The sequence below is a fragment of the Pseudomonas sp. 43mfcvi1.1 genome (genome assembly GCF_900115935.1).
Lineage (GTDB): Bacteria > Pseudomonadota > Gammaproteobacteria > Pseudomonadales > Pseudomonadaceae > Aquipseudomonas > Aquipseudomonas bijieensis.
This window is the reverse complement of sequence record NZ_UETT01000009.1, coordinates 53,506-70,771: the sequence shown is the minus strand read 5'-3', so window position 1 is coordinate 70,771 and position 17,266 is coordinate 53,506. Positions and strand designations below refer to the sequence as shown.

At 64.5% G+C, this 17,266-nt stretch carries 11 protein-coding genes; 7 read left to right on the top strand and 4 right to left on the bottom strand.

Annotated features, from left to right (window positions below; all coding sequences use genetic code 11):
• Positions 1–85: 85 nt before the first annotated feature.
• The 3 genes from DTP52_RS17965 to DTP52_RS17955 all read right to left on the bottom strand — a co-directional run bounded on the left by DTP52_RS17965 (position 86) and on the right by DTP52_RS17955 (position 5,604).
• Positions 86–3,298: an ATP-binding protein gene (locus DTP52_RS17965; protein ID WP_109754566.1), complete on the bottom strand. Its 3,213-nt coding sequence runs from the start codon at positions 3,296–3,298 to the stop codon at positions 86–88.
• Positions 3,299–3,640: 342 nt separating this feature from the next.
• On the bottom strand, positions 3,641–4,975 hold the full coding sequence (locus DTP52_RS17960; protein WP_109754565.1) for a lysine N(6)-hydroxylase/L-ornithine N(5)-oxygenase family protein: 1,335 nt from the start codon (positions 4,973–4,975) through the stop codon (positions 3,641–3,643).
• A gap of 146 nt (positions 4,976–5,121) precedes the next feature.
• Complete coding sequence (locus DTP52_RS17955) at positions 5,122–5,604, bottom strand: sigma-70 family RNA polymerase sigma factor (protein WP_109754564.1); 483 nt, start codon at positions 5,602–5,604, stop codon at positions 5,122–5,124.
• Positions 5,605–6,054: 450 nt separating this feature from the next.
• On the opposite strand from DTP52_RS17955, the gene DTP52_RS17950 reads away from it, so the two are divergent.
• The 4 genes from DTP52_RS17950 (at position 6,055) to DTP52_RS17935 (ending at position 11,424) form a co-directional block, all read left to right on the top strand.
• Positions 6,055–7,203 (top strand): efflux RND transporter periplasmic adaptor subunit, encoded by a 1,149-nt coding sequence (locus DTP52_RS17950; RefSeq protein WP_109754563.1) that lies wholly within the window; start codon positions 6,055–6,057, stop codon positions 7,201–7,203.
• Entirely contained in the window at positions 7,204–9,174 is a 1,971-nt protein-coding gene (locus tag DTP52_RS17945) for a MacB family efflux pump subunit (RefSeq protein WP_109754562.1), read from the top strand.
• Positions 9,175–9,184: 10 nt separating this feature from the next.
• On the top strand, positions 9,185–10,579 hold the full coding sequence (locus DTP52_RS17940; RefSeq protein WP_109754561.1) for an efflux transporter outer membrane subunit: 1,395 nt from the start codon (positions 9,185–9,187) through the stop codon (positions 10,577–10,579).
• Between the two features lie 518 nt (positions 10,580–11,097).
• Positions 11,098–11,424 carry a DUF6124 family protein gene (locus DTP52_RS17935; RefSeq protein ID WP_109754560.1) on the top strand — a complete coding sequence of 109 codons (327 nt, stop codon included), beginning with the start codon at positions 11,098–11,100 and terminating at the stop codon, positions 11,422–11,424.
• 213 nt (positions 11,425–11,637) lie between these two features.
• Here DTP52_RS17935 and DTP52_RS17930 read toward each other — a convergent pair whose 3' ends face one another.
• A complete protein-coding gene (locus DTP52_RS17930; RefSeq protein WP_109754559.1) occupies positions 11,638–13,254 on the bottom strand; it encodes a PvdJ/PvdD/PvdP-like protein in 1,617 nt (538 codons plus the stop codon).
• Between the two features lie 261 nt (positions 13,255–13,515).
• Here DTP52_RS17930 and pvdM point away from each other — a divergent pair, with 261 nt between their 5' ends.
• The 3 genes from pvdM to DTP52_RS17915 are packed head-to-tail and all read left to right on the top strand — an operon-like array spanning position 13,516 to position 17,072.
• Positions 13,516–14,886, top strand: a complete 1,371-nt coding sequence (gene pvdM / locus DTP52_RS17925; RefSeq protein ID WP_109754558.1) for a pyoverdine-tailoring dipeptidase-like protein PvdM — start codon at positions 13,516–13,518, stop codon at positions 14,884–14,886.
• Positions 14,883–16,163 carry an aminotransferase class V-fold PLP-dependent enzyme gene (locus tag DTP52_RS17920; RefSeq protein WP_109754557.1) on the top strand — a complete coding sequence of 427 codons (1,281 nt, stop codon included), beginning with the start codon at positions 14,883–14,885 and terminating at the stop codon, positions 16,161–16,163. The genes pvdM and DTP52_RS17920 overlap by 4 nt, the downstream gene beginning before the upstream one ends.
• Before the next feature lie 33 nt (positions 16,164–16,196).
• Positions 16,197–17,072 carry a formylglycine-generating enzyme family protein gene (locus DTP52_RS17915; protein ID WP_109754556.1) on the top strand — a complete coding sequence of 292 codons (876 nt, stop codon included), beginning with the start codon at positions 16,197–16,199 and terminating at the stop codon, positions 17,070–17,072.
• Positions 17,073–17,266: the final 194 nt, after the last annotated feature.

Below are 17,266 nucleotides of genomic sequence, written 5' to 3'. Positions count from 1 at the left end.
GAAGGGACTTATGTGGGAGCAAAGCTTGCTCGCGAAACAGGCACCGCGGTTCCTGAAAGAGCGCCTCGCTTCCACAAGATGGGATTTATCCCCTTGCCACATGGGTTTTCAGGTATTCGGCCAGATGTTCCATGGCTTGGTGAAGATCTGCCGCGGCATCGGCGAGCAGCGGCGTATCGCCTCCCCGACAAGCGCTTTCCAACGCCTCGCAGGCGGCGATCAGGCGTTGTGCCTGGATGATCCGCGCCCCGCCCTTGATCCGATGCGCCAGGTCCGCCAGGCCCGGCAAATCTTGTCGGGTGGACAGCTGCAACAGTCGCGCTGCGTCTTCGGCATTGCTGCTGAGCAGTTCCTCCAGCAGAGCGCTGATGGCGGCCGTGTCGCCGCCGGTCAGTTGTTCCAGGCTGGTCAAGTCGATGCTATCGCTGGGCTCATGCGCCGGCGCATCCGGCGTGACCGAAGCCAGGCACGCGTTGAGTTCCCGAAGGCTGATGGGCTTGAACAGGCAATCGTTCATCCCGGCCTCGGTGCAACGCTCCTTCTCCTCTGGCTGGGCGTTGGCCGTGAACCCCACGATCACGCCGGGCGACAGGTTTTGCACACGCTCTTCGTCGCGAATGGCGCGGGCCAGTTCGTAGCCACTCATCAAGGGCATGTTGCAGTCAGTGATGACCACATCAAAGTGTTCGCTGCGCCAGGCGTGCAGGCCTTCGACACCGTCCTGCGCCTCCCGGACCCGATGGCCCAGGTAGCCCAGTTGCTGGGACAGCAGCAAGCGGTTGGCCGGATAGTCGTCGACCACCAGGATACTCAGCGCCCGGGCCGGCAGCAGCGTCTCGTCCTCGACAAGTGGCGCTGGCGGCAAGGCGTCGAGCACGGGCAGGTCCAGCAGGATCTCGACCTGCGTGCCCTCTCCCACCACGCTGCGCAACGTCAGGGTGCCGCCCATCATTTCGCACAGCGTGCGGCTGATGACCAGCCCCAGCCCGGAACCGCTGCGGGCCGACTGGGTGCTATGGCCGGCCTGGGTAAAGGGGCTGAACAGGCGGCGCTGGTCATCGGGCGAAATACCGCAGCCGGTGTCCTCGACTCGCAGGCAAATGCCCAGAAGCCCGAACTCAGCGTCCGGCTCTGCGCGCACACTCAGGCGCACCTCGCCCTGGTCGGTGAATTTGATCGCGTTGCTCAGCAGGTTCGAGACGATCTGCTTGAAGCGCAAGGGGTCAATCAACACATCACGGTTGACCGCAGCGTCCAGTACCCGTTGCAGGCGCAGGTGTTTCTGCCGGGCCAGGCCTTCGAAAATCCGTGCCACCGACTCGATCAACTCGTGCAGATTGGCCCGTTGCGGCGTCAGCGACAGCCGGCCCGACTCGATGCGGGCAATATCGAGGATGTCGCCGATCAAATCCAGCAGGCCATGGGCAGCCCCCGACGCGACCTCGATGGCGTGCCGGTCGACGATACCCTGGTCGGCTTTTTTCAGGGCCAGTTCCAGCAGGCCGATCACCGCATTCATCGGTGTGCGGATCTCATGGCTCATGGTCGCCACGAAGGTGGTCTTGGCCCGATTGGCGTCGTCGGCGCTTTCCTTGGCGACGCGCAATTGCTCCAGCAGCCGCCGCAGATAAATCACCCACCCCAAGGTCACCAGCAACAGCAGCGCAGCGACGGTGAACCCCTGGAGGATCGTGGTGCGGTTGCGCAGCCAGTAGCTGTCGTCGATCACCACCTCACTGCGCCAGCGGTTGGTCAGCTCATCCATCTCTTCGGGAGAAATGCTCAACAGCGCCTTGTCGAGAATCGAGTAAAGCTCCAACGCCCCCCGGCTCGTCGCCAACGCAACGCGCGCAGGCACAGTACCGACGGTACTGGTGACCTGCAGCTTGTCACGGTACTGGCGAGAGATCATGTAACGGGCGCTGATCAGCGGGTTGATCGCTGCGTCCGCCGTGCCGGCGGCGACCATGGCCATGGCGTCGGCGGCATTTTGCGCCGTCACCAACTGCACGCGGGGAAACTGCTCCAGCAGAAACTCGCGCAACACATTGCCACGCACCAACGCCAGGCGCTTTCCGGCCATCTGGTCCAGGGTCAGTGGACCCTTGGCCCGGACAGGCACCACCAGCACGAACGGGTTCGTCAGGTACGGTCGGGTAAAGCGCAACTCGTCTTCGAGTTCGGTGCTGGGTATGGCGGTGGCCAGGATGTCGGCCTTGCCGCTCTTGATCTGCCCAATCAAATCGTCAACCGAGCCGCCGCGCTGCACATCGAATTTCAGACCGGTGCGTAAGCTGATCCGGGCCAGCACGTCGGCACCGATGCCGCGCAAATGGTCCTGTTCATCGAAGAACGTCAGCGGCAGGAAGTTCTCGTTGACGGCCACTTTGATTCGCGGATGGGCATCCAGCCAACGCTGCTCATTGACGCTGAAATGCAGCGCCTGCTGACCCGGCATGCTCGCACCGCCGGCACTCCAGCGGCGCAGGATGCTCATACGTTCGCTGGCGGGAATGGCTTGCAGCGCGGCATTGACGATGCGCAACAAGCGCGCGTTGTCACGACTGACGGCAAAGGCGAAGGGCTGCACTTCCATGCGCGAAAAATCGGCCAGTTGAACATTGTTCAGGTAATTCTTGCTGATCAGGTAATTGGAACTGATCGAATCCCCCAGATAAACGTCAGCCTGACCGAACGCCACGGCACCGATGGCGCTCAAGGTCGAGGGGAACAGCTGCAACGAAGCATCGGGATAAAACGCCTCGACCGTCTCCGGCGGCAAGTAGTGATACAGCATCGCCACCCGCTTGCCCGCCAGGTCCGTGGGCAAGTCCTGGCTGTCATCGATGCGCGCCACCAGGGTGGGCAGATCATCGGCGTAGGCCTGGGACATCGCCAGGTCTGGCTCGGCCGCTTCGAAGCCGTTGGCGGTGCCGAGCATGTCGATCTCACCGCCACGCAAGGCCTGGAGCGATTCGGCACGGGATGGATAGCGTTGAACCTGCACCTTGACGTGCAACAACTGCCCGAGCAACTGGGCGTAGTCGGCCGTCAGGCCTTCATAGTCCGTGCCATTGCCGGTGATGCCGAATGGTGGGTCGTCTGGCGCCGAGGCGCCCAGCAGCAACGTGCCCTTTTGCCGCAGCCAGGTCCAGTCGGCCTCGTCCAGGGACAGCGAATAGTCGCTCACATGGGAACGCCCGAGCACATCCAGCACCTCGGGGGCCGCGCCAACGGTTGGCGCCACACTCAATGAGCCCAGCAACAGCGCCGCCAGGCCTGTGCGCAAAAGCATCATCTGGATCAGTTGTTTCGCTTGGCGTAGTCGGCCCGGCGCACCTCCGACTTCACCAAAAGTCAGGGCGACCGGCTGATTGGGTTCAGACTGCCAATACGAGGGAACAGCGAACCGAGCCTTTCAAACTGCGGGAGGCGTGCAGTGAGTGTAGGAAGTTTCTGAGGAATTTCCTGCGAGTTACCCGAAGCCGGCTTGCCCAGGGACCAGAACTGTGGGAGCGAGCTTGCTCGCGATGGCGTCAGTTCAGCCAATATTGAAGTTGACTGACACTACGCCATCGCGAGCAAGCTCGCTCTCACAGGGTTTTGCTTTGCATTGACTGACGCGTAGCGCAGGTCTGGCCTATACAGCAGCCAACAACACATCTCGCGCCGCACGCGCCTGCCCGCGATTGTTCCCATGCTCATACAACGAACCGGCGATTTCATCGGCACGCACCGGCAGGATCGACAGCAAAGTGTCGCTCAGGCCATGGCTGGCCTGGCAGAAGCCCTGCATGTAGATCGCCGCCTTGCAGCGCTCGTCGGTGATCAGCTTGTAGTTGCGATCCACCTCGAAATCCCCCAAGTACTGCGCCAGCGGTTCCAGCAGGGTGCGGTGCATCTGCCGCTCGTAACCGGTGGCCAGCACTACGGCGTCATAACGGCGCACCGTCAGCTCACCGGTGGCGTTGTTGCGCACCGCCAGTTCCACGCCGGCATCGGTGGCCGTGGCCTTCTCCACCGTGGTGAGGGTGCGGAACGCATGACGGGCGATGCCGGAGACTTTCTGGCGATAGAAAATCCCGTAGATGCGCTCGATCAGGTCGATGTCCACCACCGAATAGTTGGTGTTGTGGTACTCGTTGACCAGGCGCTCGCGCTCGCTGTGGGGCTGCTGGAACACCAGGTCGGTGAATTCCGGCGAGAACACTTCGTTGACGAACGGGCTGTCGTCCGCCGGCTTGAGGGCCGAGCCGCGCAGGATCATGTCGACCTGTGCCGAAGGGAAGCTGTCGTTGAGGTCGATGAAGGCCTCCGCCGCGCTCTGCCCGCCGCCGATGATGGCGATCTTCATCGGTTGACCCTTCACGCACGGTTGGCCCGCCATGCGCTCCAGGTACTGGGAATGGTGGAACACCCGCGCGTCGTCCTTGAACGCCTTGAACGCCTCGGGAATGCGCGCCGTACCGCCGGCACTGACCACCAGCGAACGGGTGGTACGCACCAGCTCTGCGCCCTGGGCGTCGCGGGAGATCACCCGCAGCGCTTCGACCTGCTGGTTGTGCAGCACCGGTTCGATGCGCAGCACTTCCTCGCCATAGCGGCTCTGCTCGGTGAAGTGCCCGGCCACCCAGCGCAGGTAGTCATTGAACTCCATGCGGCACGGGTAGAAGGTGCCGAGGTTGATGAAGTCCACCAGGCGGCCATGGTGCTTGAGGTAATTGACGAACGAATACGGGCTGGTGGGGTTGCGCAGGGTCACCAGGTCCTTGAGGAAGGAAATCTGCAACTCGCTCTGGGTCACCAGGGTGTTGCCGTGCCAGCGGTAGTCGGCCTGCTTGTCGAGGAACAGCACGTCCAGTTCACCCTGGACCGGCCCCCGCTCCTGCAGCGCGATGGCCAGCGCCAGGTTCGAAGGACCGAAGCCAATGCCGATCAAGTCGTGAACGATGGGCGATGCAATTGCCTGTGTCATGTCCAGTGTCCTCTGGAAAAGCCCCTCAACAGGGCACGAAAAGCCTGGGGAACCTGACCGGCATTCGAGGCGCCGGCAAGTCGTCTGTTGAGAGGAACGAGGACAATGAAAAAAAATTTACCGCCGGGTGACCGGCGACGATCGAATCAGGGCGCGTCCCACTGTCGCACGCGAACGCGGCAGTGCTTCATGGCGTTGACGATGTGCTTTTCCACCAGCGCTCGGGAAATGCCCAGGCGCTCGGCGATTTGCGGGTGGGACAGGCCTTCGAGCTTGCGCAGCAGGAAACTCTCGCGGCACAGCGGTGGCAGCTCGGCCAGGGCGCGCCGCAGCATGTCCAGACGCTGGCCATGGTCGAGGCTGGTGTGGGGCGACGGAGTGAAGAAGCGTTCTTCGCTGTCCAGCACATCCAGGGATTCGACCTGGCGCAGCGTATTGCGCCGATGCCCGTCGATCACCAGGTTCAGCGCCGTGCGGTAGAGGAATGCCCGAGGCTGTTCGATGGGCGTGTCGCTGGCACGCTCCAGCACCCGCACATAGGCGTCATGCACCACATCCTCGGCCGCCTGGCGGTTGCCAAGCCTGGCGTTCAGGAAACACACCAGCTCGCGATAGTAGTTTTCCACCATGACTCCCGCGCGCAATGACTGCGACAGCTATCCCTGTGCCACCCGGCATGCCGGAAAAGGGCATGGCACGATAGTGGCAGATTCAGTCGCGTAATTTATAGTAATTCTCATATAGATTTAAAGCGTTGGTTTGTATCAAAGCGGATTCGTTCCTTTCTATTGGCGGCTTTTGTGGCGAGGGAGCTTGCTCCCGCTGGCTTGCGCAGCAGGCCCAAGGCAGGCAACACCATCGAATCTGACATAAACGGGATTCAGGTTTCAGGGCCGCTTCGCGCCCCAGCGGGAGCAAGCTCCCTCGCCACAGGGGTCTGTGGCGCTTCAACTGTTTTCCCCAACCTGCTACCAAGTGTTTCACCCGCTAAATTCCCGCCCGGAACGCTCGTCTACCAGAACAGCCCCCCGTCCCTGCCCTTCCTGGGACGGGCCCGATATCACCGGCCGGAACCCTGCATGAAACGTCCCCGCCCTACCCGACGCGCCTGGCTTCTCACCTTCGCCCTGCTTCCGGCCGTGGCCTTCGCCGCGTGGCAAGCGGTCGTGCCCAGCCGGGCGCCCCTGGTCACCGCGCCCGTCACCCGTGGCGATATCGAAAACAGCGTCACCGCCCTGGGCACTTTGCAACCGCGGCGTTATGTCGATGTGGGCGCCCAGGCGTCCGGGCAGATCCAGAAGATTCACGTGGAAGCCGGCGACGAAGTGCGTGAGGGCCAATTGCTGGTGGAAATCGACCCGTCCACGCAAAAGGCCCGGCTCGACGCCGGGCGTTTTTCGATCGAGAACCTCAAGGCCCAGCTTCAGGAACAGCGCGCCCAGCACGACCTGGCGCAGCAGAAATTCCGCCGCCAGCAGCAACTCAAGGCCGGCGGCGCCACCCGCGAGGAAGACGTGCAGACCGCCCAGGCCGAAGTGCGCGCGACCCAGGCGCGCATCGACATGTTCCAGGCCCAGATCCGCCAGGCCCAGGCCAGCCTGCGCAGCGACGAGGCCGAGCTGGGCTACACGCGCATCTATGCGCCGATGAGCGGCACCGTGGTCGCCGTCGGTGCCCGGGAAGGCCAGACCCTCAACGCCCAGCAGCAAACCCCGCTGATCCTGCGCATCGCAAGGCTGTCGCCGATGACGGTCTGGGCCGAAGTCTCGGAAGCCGACATCGGCCACGTCAAACCGGGCATGACCGCCTATTTCACCACCCTGGCCGGCGGCGGCCGGCGCTGGAGCAGCACCGTTCGCCAGATCCTCCCGGTGCCGCCACGCCCGCTGGAGGCCAGCCAGGGCGGCAGCCCCACGAGCGGGCGCAGCGGCAGCGAGCGGGTGGTGCTCTACACCGTGTTGCTCGACGTCGACAACGCCGACCGCGCGCTGATGACCGACATGACCGCCCAGGTATTTTTCGTCGCCGCCCAGGCCAAGGACGTGCTGACCGTGCCCATCGCTGCCCTGCGGGACGCCGGCCAGGTACGGGTGCTGGCCGACAATGGCGACGTCCAGCCGCGCACCGTTCGCACCGGCGTCAGCGATCGGCTGCGCACCCAGATCGTCGACGGCCTGAATGAGGGCGAGCGGGTGCTGATCGGCCCGGCCGTCGGCAGCGGAGGCTGAATGAACACGCCCCTGATCGAACTGCGGGACATTCGCAAGGCCTACGGCGGTGGCGACAGCCCTCGGGTGGAGGTGCTGCGCGGCATCGATCTGTCCATTCACGCCGGGGAATTCCTGGCGATTGTCGGGGCGTCCGGCTCCGGTAAATCGACCCTGATGAACGTCCTCGGCTGCCTCGACCGCCCCACCCGCGGCGAGTACCGTTTCGCCGGGGAAGACGTCGCAGGCCTGGGCAGCGACGAACTGGCCTGGCTGCGGCGCGAGGCCTTCGGCTTCGTGTTCCAGGGCTATCACCTGATCCCCTCCGGCACGGCCCAGGAGAACGTCGAGATGCCGGCCATCTACGCCGGCACTTCCGCCGCCGAACGCCACGCCCGGGCCAGCGCCCTGCTCGACCGTCTTGGCCTGGCCAGCCGCACCGGCAATCGTCCGCACCAGTTGTCCGGCGGCCAGCAGCAACGGGTGTCGATTGCCCGGGCCTTGATGAACGGCGGCCACATCATCCTCGCCGACGAACCCACCGGTGCCCTCGACAGCCAGAGTGGCACCGAGGTCATGGCGTTGCTCGACGAATTGGCGAGCCAGGGCCACGTAGTCATCCTGATCACCCACGACCGCGAAGTGGCGGCCCGGGCCAAGCGCATCATCGAGATCCGCGACGGACTGATCATCAGCGACAGCGCCAGCGCTTTGCCCCACGACGGGCGAGCCAACCCAAAGGCACTGCAAGCGGTGGATCTGCGCCAACGCCTGAGCGCCGGCAGCGAACACAACGGCGCCTGGAAAGGTGAGCTGGTGGACGCGGTGCAGGCGGCATGGCGGGTGATGTGGATCAATCGTTTTCGCACCGCCCTGACCTTGCTCGGCATTGTCATCGGCGTGGCCTCGGTGGTGGTGATGCTGGCCGTGGGCGAAGGCAGCAAGCGCCAGGTCATGGCCCAGATGGGCGCGTTCGGCTCGAACATCATCTACCTCAATGGCAGCGCACCCGCACCGCGCGCCGCCAAGGGCATCATCAGCGAATACGACCTGGCCGCCCTCGCCGACCTGCCCGAGGTACAGCGCATCATGCCGGTCAACGGCGCCGAAGCCAGCGTGCGTTTCGGCAACCTCGATCACACCAGCTACGTCGGCGGCAATGACACCAATTTTCCGACCATTTTCAATTGGCCGGTGGCCGAGGGCAGTTACTTTACCGACGCCGATGAACGCGGCGCCGCGGCGGTGGCGGTGATCGGCCACAAGGTCCGGCAGAAACTGCTCAAGGATGTTTCCGACCCCATCGGCCGCTACATCCTGATCGAGAACATGCCGTTCCAGGTGGTCGGCGTACTGGCGGAAAAAGGCGCCAGCTCCGGGGATTCGGACGCCGACAATCGCGTCGCCATCCCTTATTCCGCCGCCAGTGTGCGGCTGTTCGGCACCCGTCACCCCGAGTACGTGGTGATCGCCGCCCGGGATGCGGGCAAGGTCAAGGAGGCCGAACAGGCGGTCTCCCGCACCCTGTTGCGTCTGCACAACGGCAAGCAGGACTTCGAACTGACCAACAACGCCGCGATGATCCAGGCCGAGGCCCGCACCCAGGGCACACTGTCGCTGATGCTCGGGGCCATTGCGGCGATTTCGCTGTTGGTGGGCGGCATCGGCGTGATGAACATCATGCTCATGACCGTGCGCGAACGGACCCGCGAGATCGGCATTCGCATGGCCACCGGCGCTCGCCAGCGCGACATCCTGCGCCAATTCCTCACCGAAGCGGTGATGCTCTCGGTGGTCGGCGGGCTCGCCGGTATCGGCCTGGCCCTGCTGGTGGGCGGCGCCTTGCTGCTGGGCAAGATCGCCGTGGCCTTCGAATGGCTGGCGGTGTTCGGCGCCTTCGGCTGCGCCCTGGTCACCGGCGTCGTCTTCGGCTTCATGCCCGCCCGCAAGGCCGCCCGCCTCGACCCGGTCGCGGCCCTCACCAGTGAATGAACCCCACCCTATGAAAGCGCACCTGACCCTCCTGGCTGCCAGCCTGTTGCTGGCCGCCTGCGCCACCCCTGCGTCGCCGCCGGACAGCGGCATCCAGCCGCCAGCGGCCTGGCAGTCCCTCGACACACCCAGCGCCCGAGCGGATAACCAGCAATGGTGGACACACTTCGGCAGCCCGCCATTGACCCGCTTGATCGAACAGGCGCGCCGGGACAGCCACGACCTGGCCGCCGCCATGGCCCGGGTGCGCCAGGCCCAGGCCAGCGCGGTGATCGCCGGCGCGCCGTTGCTGCCAGCGGTCACGGCCGGGCTCAACGGCAATCGCCAGGAGCTGTTGCGCGGCAAAGGCTATAGCCAACTGGACGTCGACCGGGACAACCGCACCATCGATTACTACGACGCCAACCTCAGCGCCACCTATGAGCTGGATTTCTGGGGCGGCAAGCGGGCGGCTCGGGACAGTGCGCTAAGCACGCTGGCAGCCAGTCAGCTCGACCGGGCGACCGTGGAATTGACCCTGCTCAGCGGCGTCGCCAACAGCTACACCCAGGCGCTATCCCTGCGCGAGCAACAGCGCATTGCCGAACAGAACCTGGACAACGCCCAACGCGTACTCGACCTGGTGCAGACCCGCTACGACGCCGGCAGCGCCACGGCCCTGGAACTGTCCCAGCAAAAAAGCCTGGTGGCGGCCCAGCAGCGCCGCGTGCCCCAAGTGCAGCAACAGGCCCGGGAAGCGGTGATCACCCTGGCGACGCTGCTGGGGCAACCGGTGCAGTCGGTCAAGCTCGACGACGACAGTTTCGACCGCTTGCACTGGCCCGCCATCGACGCCGGTGTGCCCAGCGAACTGCTGCGCCGTCGCCCGGACATCGCCGCCGCCGAAGCCCGCCTCGCCGCCGCCCAGGCCGACATCACCGTGGCCCGCGCCGCCATGTTGCCCACCGTGACCCTGGGCCTGAGCCTCGCCACCGGCGCCGACATCGCCGACCAGTTGCTGCGCAACAACGTCTACAACCTCACGGCCGGCCTGGCCGCGCCGATCTTCAACAACGGCCGCCTGAGGGCCGAACGAGACAGGGCCACCGCCCGCCAAGAGGAACTGCTGGAACTCTACCGCGCCGCCATCATCAACGGCTTCGCCGACGTCGAAAAAGCCCTGAACGGCATCAACGGCCTGGACCGCCAACGGCAATGGCAAAGCGAAGAACTGCACCAGGCCCAGACCGCCTTCGACATCGCCCAACGCCGCTACCAGGCCGGCGCCGAAGACCTGCTCACCGTGCTGGAAACCCAACGCACCCTATACGCCGCCCAGGATATGAACGTGCAACTGAGATTGGCGCGGGTGCAGGCGAGCGTGGCGTTGTACAGGGCGTTGGGTGGGGGTTGGCGGGTGATGTAAGCCCCAAACCCACCTTCAAGCCAAGTAATACATTGTGGCTAGGGTTATCTCCTGTGGGAGCAAGGCTTGCCCGCGATGCAGACGACACGGTTTCCGAGGACCGAGGTGCCTGCATCGCGGGCAAGCCTTGCTCCCACAGATAAATCTCCTAGCCACAAATAGTGTTCGGCTTTGGTTCTGTTTATCGGGCCATGTAGGACCCCCGAGTGAGGCTACGTTGCCTTGCGTCATTGCCTACAACTACGCCAGAATCCGCCGGCTTGTGCGCCTGGCACCCCATCGATAACTTGTTCCCCGTCACTGCTCATCAGTGATCGGGTCTGCAAGCCCGACGAATACCAGGCGCATAGCCGAAGCCAATCGACACGTTCGTGTTCGTTTTATGGCGGCTGTGTGCGGGAGACCTTCGGGTCTGCCGGGTTCCTGGTTTCCCGGTCTTGCAGACCCGCGCATAGCTGCCACCCCATCATCTGCAAGTGATGTCTGGCAGCGCCCTTTGAATAATCAGGAGCTGCACCATGTTCAAGATCACCCCCAACCCCCCCGAAGACGATTCCAAAAAACTCGACGAAGCCGCCGACCGCGCCCTCTCCTACTACCTCGACCTCAAGCCTGAAAAACCTACTCCACCACCGGGCCAGTTGTTCACCGTTGCAGAGAGTGCGGACTTGGAATGCTTGCTGGCCAACCTCAGCGAAACCCTTGCGTCAGTCAATGTCATGGCCAACGAACTGGCCTTTGATCTGGAAGGCGCACGACGGAGTTTCGCCTTGGGGATCCAGCAGATGGTCGAGCTGAGTGAACTGCTGGCAAACCGCGCCCTGGACATCGCTGCGCCGCGCTGACGCCTCACACTAACCTCAAGCCAAGTGACACCTGTGGCGAGGGAGCTTGCTCCCGCTGGGCTGCGCAGCAGCCCCCAATGGCTGGCTCCTCGGTGGGTCAGGTGTTTGGAGGGGGCTGGTTTTGGGGCCGCTTCGCAGCCCAGCGGGAGCAAGCTCCCTCGCCACAAAAGCAGTCATTCACACAGCCCAGGTTCGGTCAGTTCGGGCCAGAGCTCACACCGGCTTGGACTTGAGATTGCGCGCATACCACGGCCGTTGCGGCACACGGCGAAACAGTTCGGCGAGCTTCTTGTCATCGCTGCCGAAGGTGATGCGCAGGGCCAGTTTCATGGTTTCCGGGTCCATCTCCACCGAGCGTCCGAGCTGCAGCCCCGGCGTGGTGCTGCACCCGTGGGTGTCCGGGCCCAGCCAGGGGTCGGCGATTTCGACCCAGCGGCCCGGGGCGAACCAGGGCACGCCGTTGACCTCGAGCCGGCTCACTTCCCCCGGATGGAAGCGTTCATGGGCGCGGAACCAGTCTTCGAGGCGGTCGTCGATCCAGCCGTGGAAGGCCCAGAACACCGGGTTCACGTGGGAAGAAAACGGATCGCCGAGAAAGTCATTCTCCGGGGCGTACCAACGCTGGGCGAAGTCCGCCGGGTCGCGGGCGAACGGCACCGGGTGGCCGTTGGACGGATCACGCGGCACCGAGGCCCAGCGCATGTGCAGCCAGTCGTGCAGGCCCAATTCCACTTCCGAGCCAAACTGGCCCAGGGTCAGTTTCGCCAGGTAGCGCGGGTCGCGGTAGCGCGATTCCCAGACCTGGAAATTGCTGTGGTAGGTCTCGGCGGTCTTGATGTCGCTGACCCACTGAGCGTACTGCTCGTCGCCATCGGCCAGCCAGGTCGGCGGCAAGGCCGTGCCATCGTGGTTATCGAGGTAACGGGCGAAGCCAAGGCGATCGCGCTCCAGCTCCGGTTGCGGCAAGGGGAAGCGTGGCCACGACGGCAGCGGCTGGAACGAACGGGCCGTGCCGAGCATGTGCCGGTGCATGAAAAAGAAGTCCACGCCCGAGCCATTGCGATCCTTGCGCGGCCCGCGGGCATCGCGCTCCTGGTTCCGTGGGCCGGGCTGCCAGCCGATGCCACGCAGGGCATTGCGCTTGTCCTCGTCCAGGGTGTGCCATTTGTCCCGCGAGGCGTGCCAGAGCTGGTGGAACAGCCGATGCTCGGGCGACACCAGCCAGGCCAGCAGTGCCGGGCTCAACGGCGTGCGCTCCCGGGCCTCGGGGAAGCGCTGCTTGACGGCGATGAAATGATTGTCCAGTTCAGGCGACGCCAAGGGACGGTCCAGGCGCAATACCCGACCGCTGAGGGTGGCGCTGCCGGCATTGCCAAAACCGGCCCAGACTTCGTCCAGGGTCATGATGCATTCATAGTCCGGCGCGTCGTGCTGCGCCCCCATCAGCCGCCAGCTCAGTTGCTTCGGATCGGTTCCGGCCAGGTCGCCCAACACCCGGTAACGCGGCTCCTCGGCAGCGCGCAAACGTTCGGCGCTGTCGAGGTAACCCACCAGGCCACGGCCCCTTTGGCCAATATCGAGGAAAAGCTGCAGATCGTCCTGGGGCAAGCCGTCGAGACCAGCGTCGCGGCCGGTGAAACGGATCGTCCAGATGCCCCGCAACGTATCGGCCCGGCGCTGGCCCGCCACGTCGGCCACGTCGAACGACGCCTCGCCGGGGGTAATGGTCGGGTCCGGCCGGGTCAGTTCGCGATGCCCGTAATACACCGCAGGCACGGCGGCACCGGTCAGCGCCAGGCCTGCCATGAACCATCGTCGAGAAATCGTCATTGCCTTACCTGTGTCCAGCCCTGGAGCGGGCTTTATCCAAGCTAGAACGAGGGGTGGGCTGACAAATTTATAGGCGAGCTGTGAGGGCCTCATCGCGAGCAGGCTCGCTCCCACAGGTTGACCGCGTTCCAATGTGGGAGCGAGCTTGCTCGCGATGGCGGCCCCGAGCGCACCTAAATTTCCCGCCCGATCACTCGTTCTCCCCAGATAGCAAAGGCCCCCGCGCCTGTCCTTCCAAGGCGAACCTGACTGAGATCGGCAATGACAACACCTCGTTCGAAAAAGGCTCTTTTCATTGGCGTGCCCCTGGCCCTGGCGCTGGCCGTGGGTGGCGGCCTGGCGGCCTGGGACCACTGGTGGCGGGACAACCCCGGCTACCCGGTCAAAGTGATGAAAGAAGCCAGGGAACTGCACGAACGCCTGCTGTCCTTCGACAGCCACATCACCGTGCCGCTGGACTTCGGCACCGCCGGCAATGAAGCCGACAAGGACGGCAGCGGCCAGTTCGACCTGGTGAAAGCCAATCGCGGCCACCTGTCCGGCGCGGCGCTGACGGTGTTCGGCTGGCCGGAGTTGTGGAACGGCCCCAACGCCCCGCACAAGCCCACCGCCGGTTTTGTCGAGGAAGCGCGCAACCAGCAGGAAGTGCGCTACAAGATCATCACCGGCCTGGTCCGGGACTTCCCCAACCAGGTCGCCATCGCCTACACCCCGGATGATTTCCGCCGCCTGCACGGGGAAGGCAAGTTCGCGATCTTCATCAGCATGCTCAACGCCTACCCCCTGGGCCACGACCTGAACCTGCTGGACCTGTGGACGGCGCGGGGCATGCGCATGTTCGGCTTCAGCTACATCGGCAACAACGACTGGGCCGACTCCTCGCGCCCACTGCCGTTCTTCAACGATTCGCCCGACGCCCTGGGCGGCCTGTCGGACATCGGCAAGCAAGCGGTGACGCGCCTGAACGACCTGGGCGTGATCATCGACGTGTCGCAGATGTCGACCCAGGCCCTGGAGCAAGTCGCGCAACTGAGCCGCACGCCCCTGGTGGCCTCCCATTCGGCGCCACGGGCGATGGTCGACATCCCGCGCAACCTCAGCGACAAGGAACTGCAACTGATCAAGGCCAGCGGCGGCGTGGTACAGATCGTCGGCTTCTCCCAATACCTGCGCCCGCTGACGCAAAAGACCCAGGACAGACTCAACGCCCTGCGCGAACGCTTCGACCTGCCGCCACTGCCCAACCTGGCGATGGCGCTGATGCCCGGCGACCCGATCATCGCCGCCTGGCCGGAACAGAGGTTTGGCGAATACGCCGGCCAGCTCTACGCCATCCTCGAAGAAGAACCCAAGGCCAGCCTCAAGGACCTGGGGGACGCCATCGACTACACCGTGCGCAAGATCGGCATCGACCACGTCGGCATCAGCTCGGACTTCAACGAAGGCGGCGGTGTGAAAGGCTGGGAGAACGTCGGCGACATCCGCAACGTCACCGCCGAATTGCTGACCCGCGGCTACTCCGAAGCCGACATCGCCAAACTGTGGGGCGGCAATTTCCTGCGAGTCTGGGATCAGGTCCAGAAAGCCGCCCGCCCCGCTGTCGTCTCGATCCAGAAGGCGGCCCAACCATGAATGAGCGTCGTACCTTCCTCAAGCAGGCCGGGATCCTCGCCGCGGGCCTGCCGCTCGCCGCCAACCTGCCCGCCACGGCCAGCGCCGATTCTCTGCCGCCACTGCCCAGGGATAAATGGGCGCAACTACGCTCACTGTTCAACCAGGACCCGGACTACCTGCACTTCTCCAACTTCCTGATCACCACCCACCCGCGCCCGGTGCGCGAGGCCATCGAGCGGCACCGCGCCGCCCTGGATAAAAACCCGGGGCTGTTGATGGACTGGGATCTGGGCGTCACCGAAGAACGCGAGGAAAACGTCCGCACCTGGGCCGGCCGCTACCTGCAAGCGACGCCGAAGCAGATCGCCCTCACCGGCAGCACCACCGAAGGTTTGTCGATCATCTACGGCGGCGTCCACGTGGCGGCCGACCAGGAAATCCTCACCACCGCCCACGAACACTACGCCACCCACACCATCCTCGACCTGCGCACCCAAAGGACGGGGACACGGGTGCGCAAGATCAAGCTGTTCGAGAACGCCCACGACGCCAGCCATGAGCAGATCCTCACGGCCATCGACCGCAACATCCGCCCCGGAACCCGGGTGCTGGGCATGACCTGGGTGCACTCGGGCAGCGGCGTGAAGCTGCCGATCGACAAGATCGGCGCCCTGGTGGACAAGCACAACCAGGGCCGCAGCGATGAGCAGCGGATCATTTTTGTGGTGGACGGCGTGCACGGTTTCGGCGTCGAAGACCTCAGCTTCCCCGCCATGAATTGCGACTTTTTCATCGCTGGCACCCACAAGTGGATGTTCGGCCCGCGCGGCACGGGCCTGGTGTGCAGCCGCAGCGAAGCGCTCAAGTACGTCACGCCGATCATCCCGACCTTCTCCGAAGCCACGGCGTTTTCCACCGTCATGACCCCGGGGGGCTACCACGCTTTCGAGCATCGCTGGGCGGCCGACGAGGCGTTCAAGTTGCACCTGCAACTGGGCAAGGCCGAGGTGCAGGCACGCATCCATGCCCTCAACAGCTACCTGAAAAAGCAATTGGTGGCACAGCCGCAGATCGAACTGGTCACGCCCCTGAGCCCGGAGCTGTCCGCCGGTTTCACCTTCTTCCGGGTCAAGGGTCGCGACAGCGACGAGATCGCCGCCTACCTGATGAAGAACCGGGTGATCGCCGACGCCGTGCATCGCGACGCCGGGCCGGTGGTCCGTACCGCACCGGGGCTGCTCAACACCGAAGCCGAGATCGATCGCTTCATGGGGTTGCTGGGCAAAACGCTCTGAGCCGAACCTTTTTGACCTTATCGAGAGAGATGGATGAACAGTTTTTCGCTGAAGTTTTTCCCGGCATTGGCCCTCGCCGCCCTGCTGCCCTCCGGCGCCCAGGCGTCGCAACCGGGCCAGGTTTTCCGCGACTGCAAGGACTGCCCGGAAATGGTCGTACTGCCCACCGGCACCTTCCAGATGGGCACCCCGGACGACGAAGTGGGCCGCGAACCCGACGAAGGCCCGCTGCACCCGGTGACGTTTGCCAAGCCGCTGGCGATCAGTCGCTTCCAGGTACTCAAGGGCGAATGGTTCGCCTACCTGCGCGACACCGGCTACACCATGCCCGACGGCGATGAGCGCCCCGGTCGGGCGTGCAAGGCCGGCATCCCGGACTACCAGGGCAGCGACCCGCGCAAGCAGTACACCGACCGGCACCCGGCGGTGTGCATGGATTTCGCCGAGGCCAATGCCTACGTGGCGTGGTTGTCGAAAAAGACTGGCAAACCGTATCGGCTGGTCAGCGAGTCCCTGCGCGAATACGCGGCACGCGGCGGCAGCACCGGGCCGTTCCCCTTCCCGTTCGATGAAGGCAAGGCCTACAGCATCGCCCAGCACGCCAACACCTACGGCGCGGCCGACGGCTACAACTTCACCGCCCCGGCCGGCAGTTTCCCGCCCAACGCCTTCGGCGTGTACGACATGCACGGCAACATCTACGAATGGACCGCCGATTGCTACAACGAAAACTATGTGGGCGCCCCGAGCGACGGCAGCGCCTGGCTGACCGGCAAGTGCGAGTTCAAGCGCATCCGCGGCAACGACTGGGGCGAGGCGCCGGTGTTCTCCCGCTCCGGCAACCGCAACGCGCTGGTGCCGGATAATCGGGGGGACTGGATTGGTTTTCGGGTGGCGCGGGATATGTAAATCAACCTGCCGGACACAGACAAGCTTTTGTGGCGAGGGAGCTTGCTCCCGCTGGGCTGCGCAGCGGCTCCAAGATTTTGCGGTCGCTGCGCAACCGAGCGGGAGCAAGCTCCCTCGCCACAATAATGTGTGTCAGACGGTTCCTCACTAAATGCCCTTTCCTCTCAATCGTTCTACAGGTGGGCGCGCCCCAA

What these genes read in the sequence shown, in the direction of transcription:
- DTP52_RS17965 (WP_109754566.1), bottom strand. Translation starts at nt 3,298, where the DNA reads ATGATGCTTTTGCGCACAGGCCTGGCGGCGCTGTTGCTGGGCTCATTG.
- DTP52_RS17960 (WP_109754565.1), bottom strand. Translation starts at nt 4,975, where the DNA reads ATGACACAGGCAATTGCATCGCCCATCGTTCACGACTTGATCGGCATT.
- DTP52_RS17955 (WP_109754564.1), bottom strand. Translation starts at nt 5,604, where the DNA reads ATGGTGGAAAACTACTATCGCGAGCTGGTGTGTTTCCTGAACGCCAGG.
- DTP52_RS17950 (WP_109754563.1), top strand. Translation starts at nt 6,055, where the DNA reads ATGAAACGTCCCCGCCCTACCCGACGCGCCTGGCTTCTCACCTTCGCC.
- DTP52_RS17945 (WP_109754562.1), top strand. Translation starts at nt 7,204, where the DNA reads ATGAACACGCCCCTGATCGAACTGCGGGACATTCGCAAGGCCTACGGC.
- DTP52_RS17940 (WP_109754561.1), top strand. Translation starts at nt 9,185, where the DNA reads ATGAAAGCGCACCTGACCCTCCTGGCTGCCAGCCTGTTGCTGGCCGCC.
- DTP52_RS17935 (WP_109754560.1), top strand. Translation starts at nt 11,098, where the DNA reads ATGTTCAAGATCACCCCCAACCCCCCCGAAGACGATTCCAAAAAACTC.
- DTP52_RS17930 (WP_109754559.1), bottom strand. Translation starts at nt 13,254, where the DNA reads ATGACGATTTCTCGACGATGGTTCATGGCAGGCCTGGCGCTGACCGGT.
- pvdM (WP_109754558.1), top strand. Translation starts at nt 13,516, where the DNA reads ATGACAACACCTCGTTCGAAAAAGGCTCTTTTCATTGGCGTGCCCCTG.
- DTP52_RS17920 (WP_109754557.1), top strand. Translation starts at nt 14,883, where the DNA reads ATGAATGAGCGTCGTACCTTCCTCAAGCAGGCCGGGATCCTCGCCGCG.
- DTP52_RS17915 (WP_109754556.1), top strand. Translation starts at nt 16,197, where the DNA reads ATGAACAGTTTTTCGCTGAAGTTTTTCCCGGCATTGGCCCTCGCCGCC.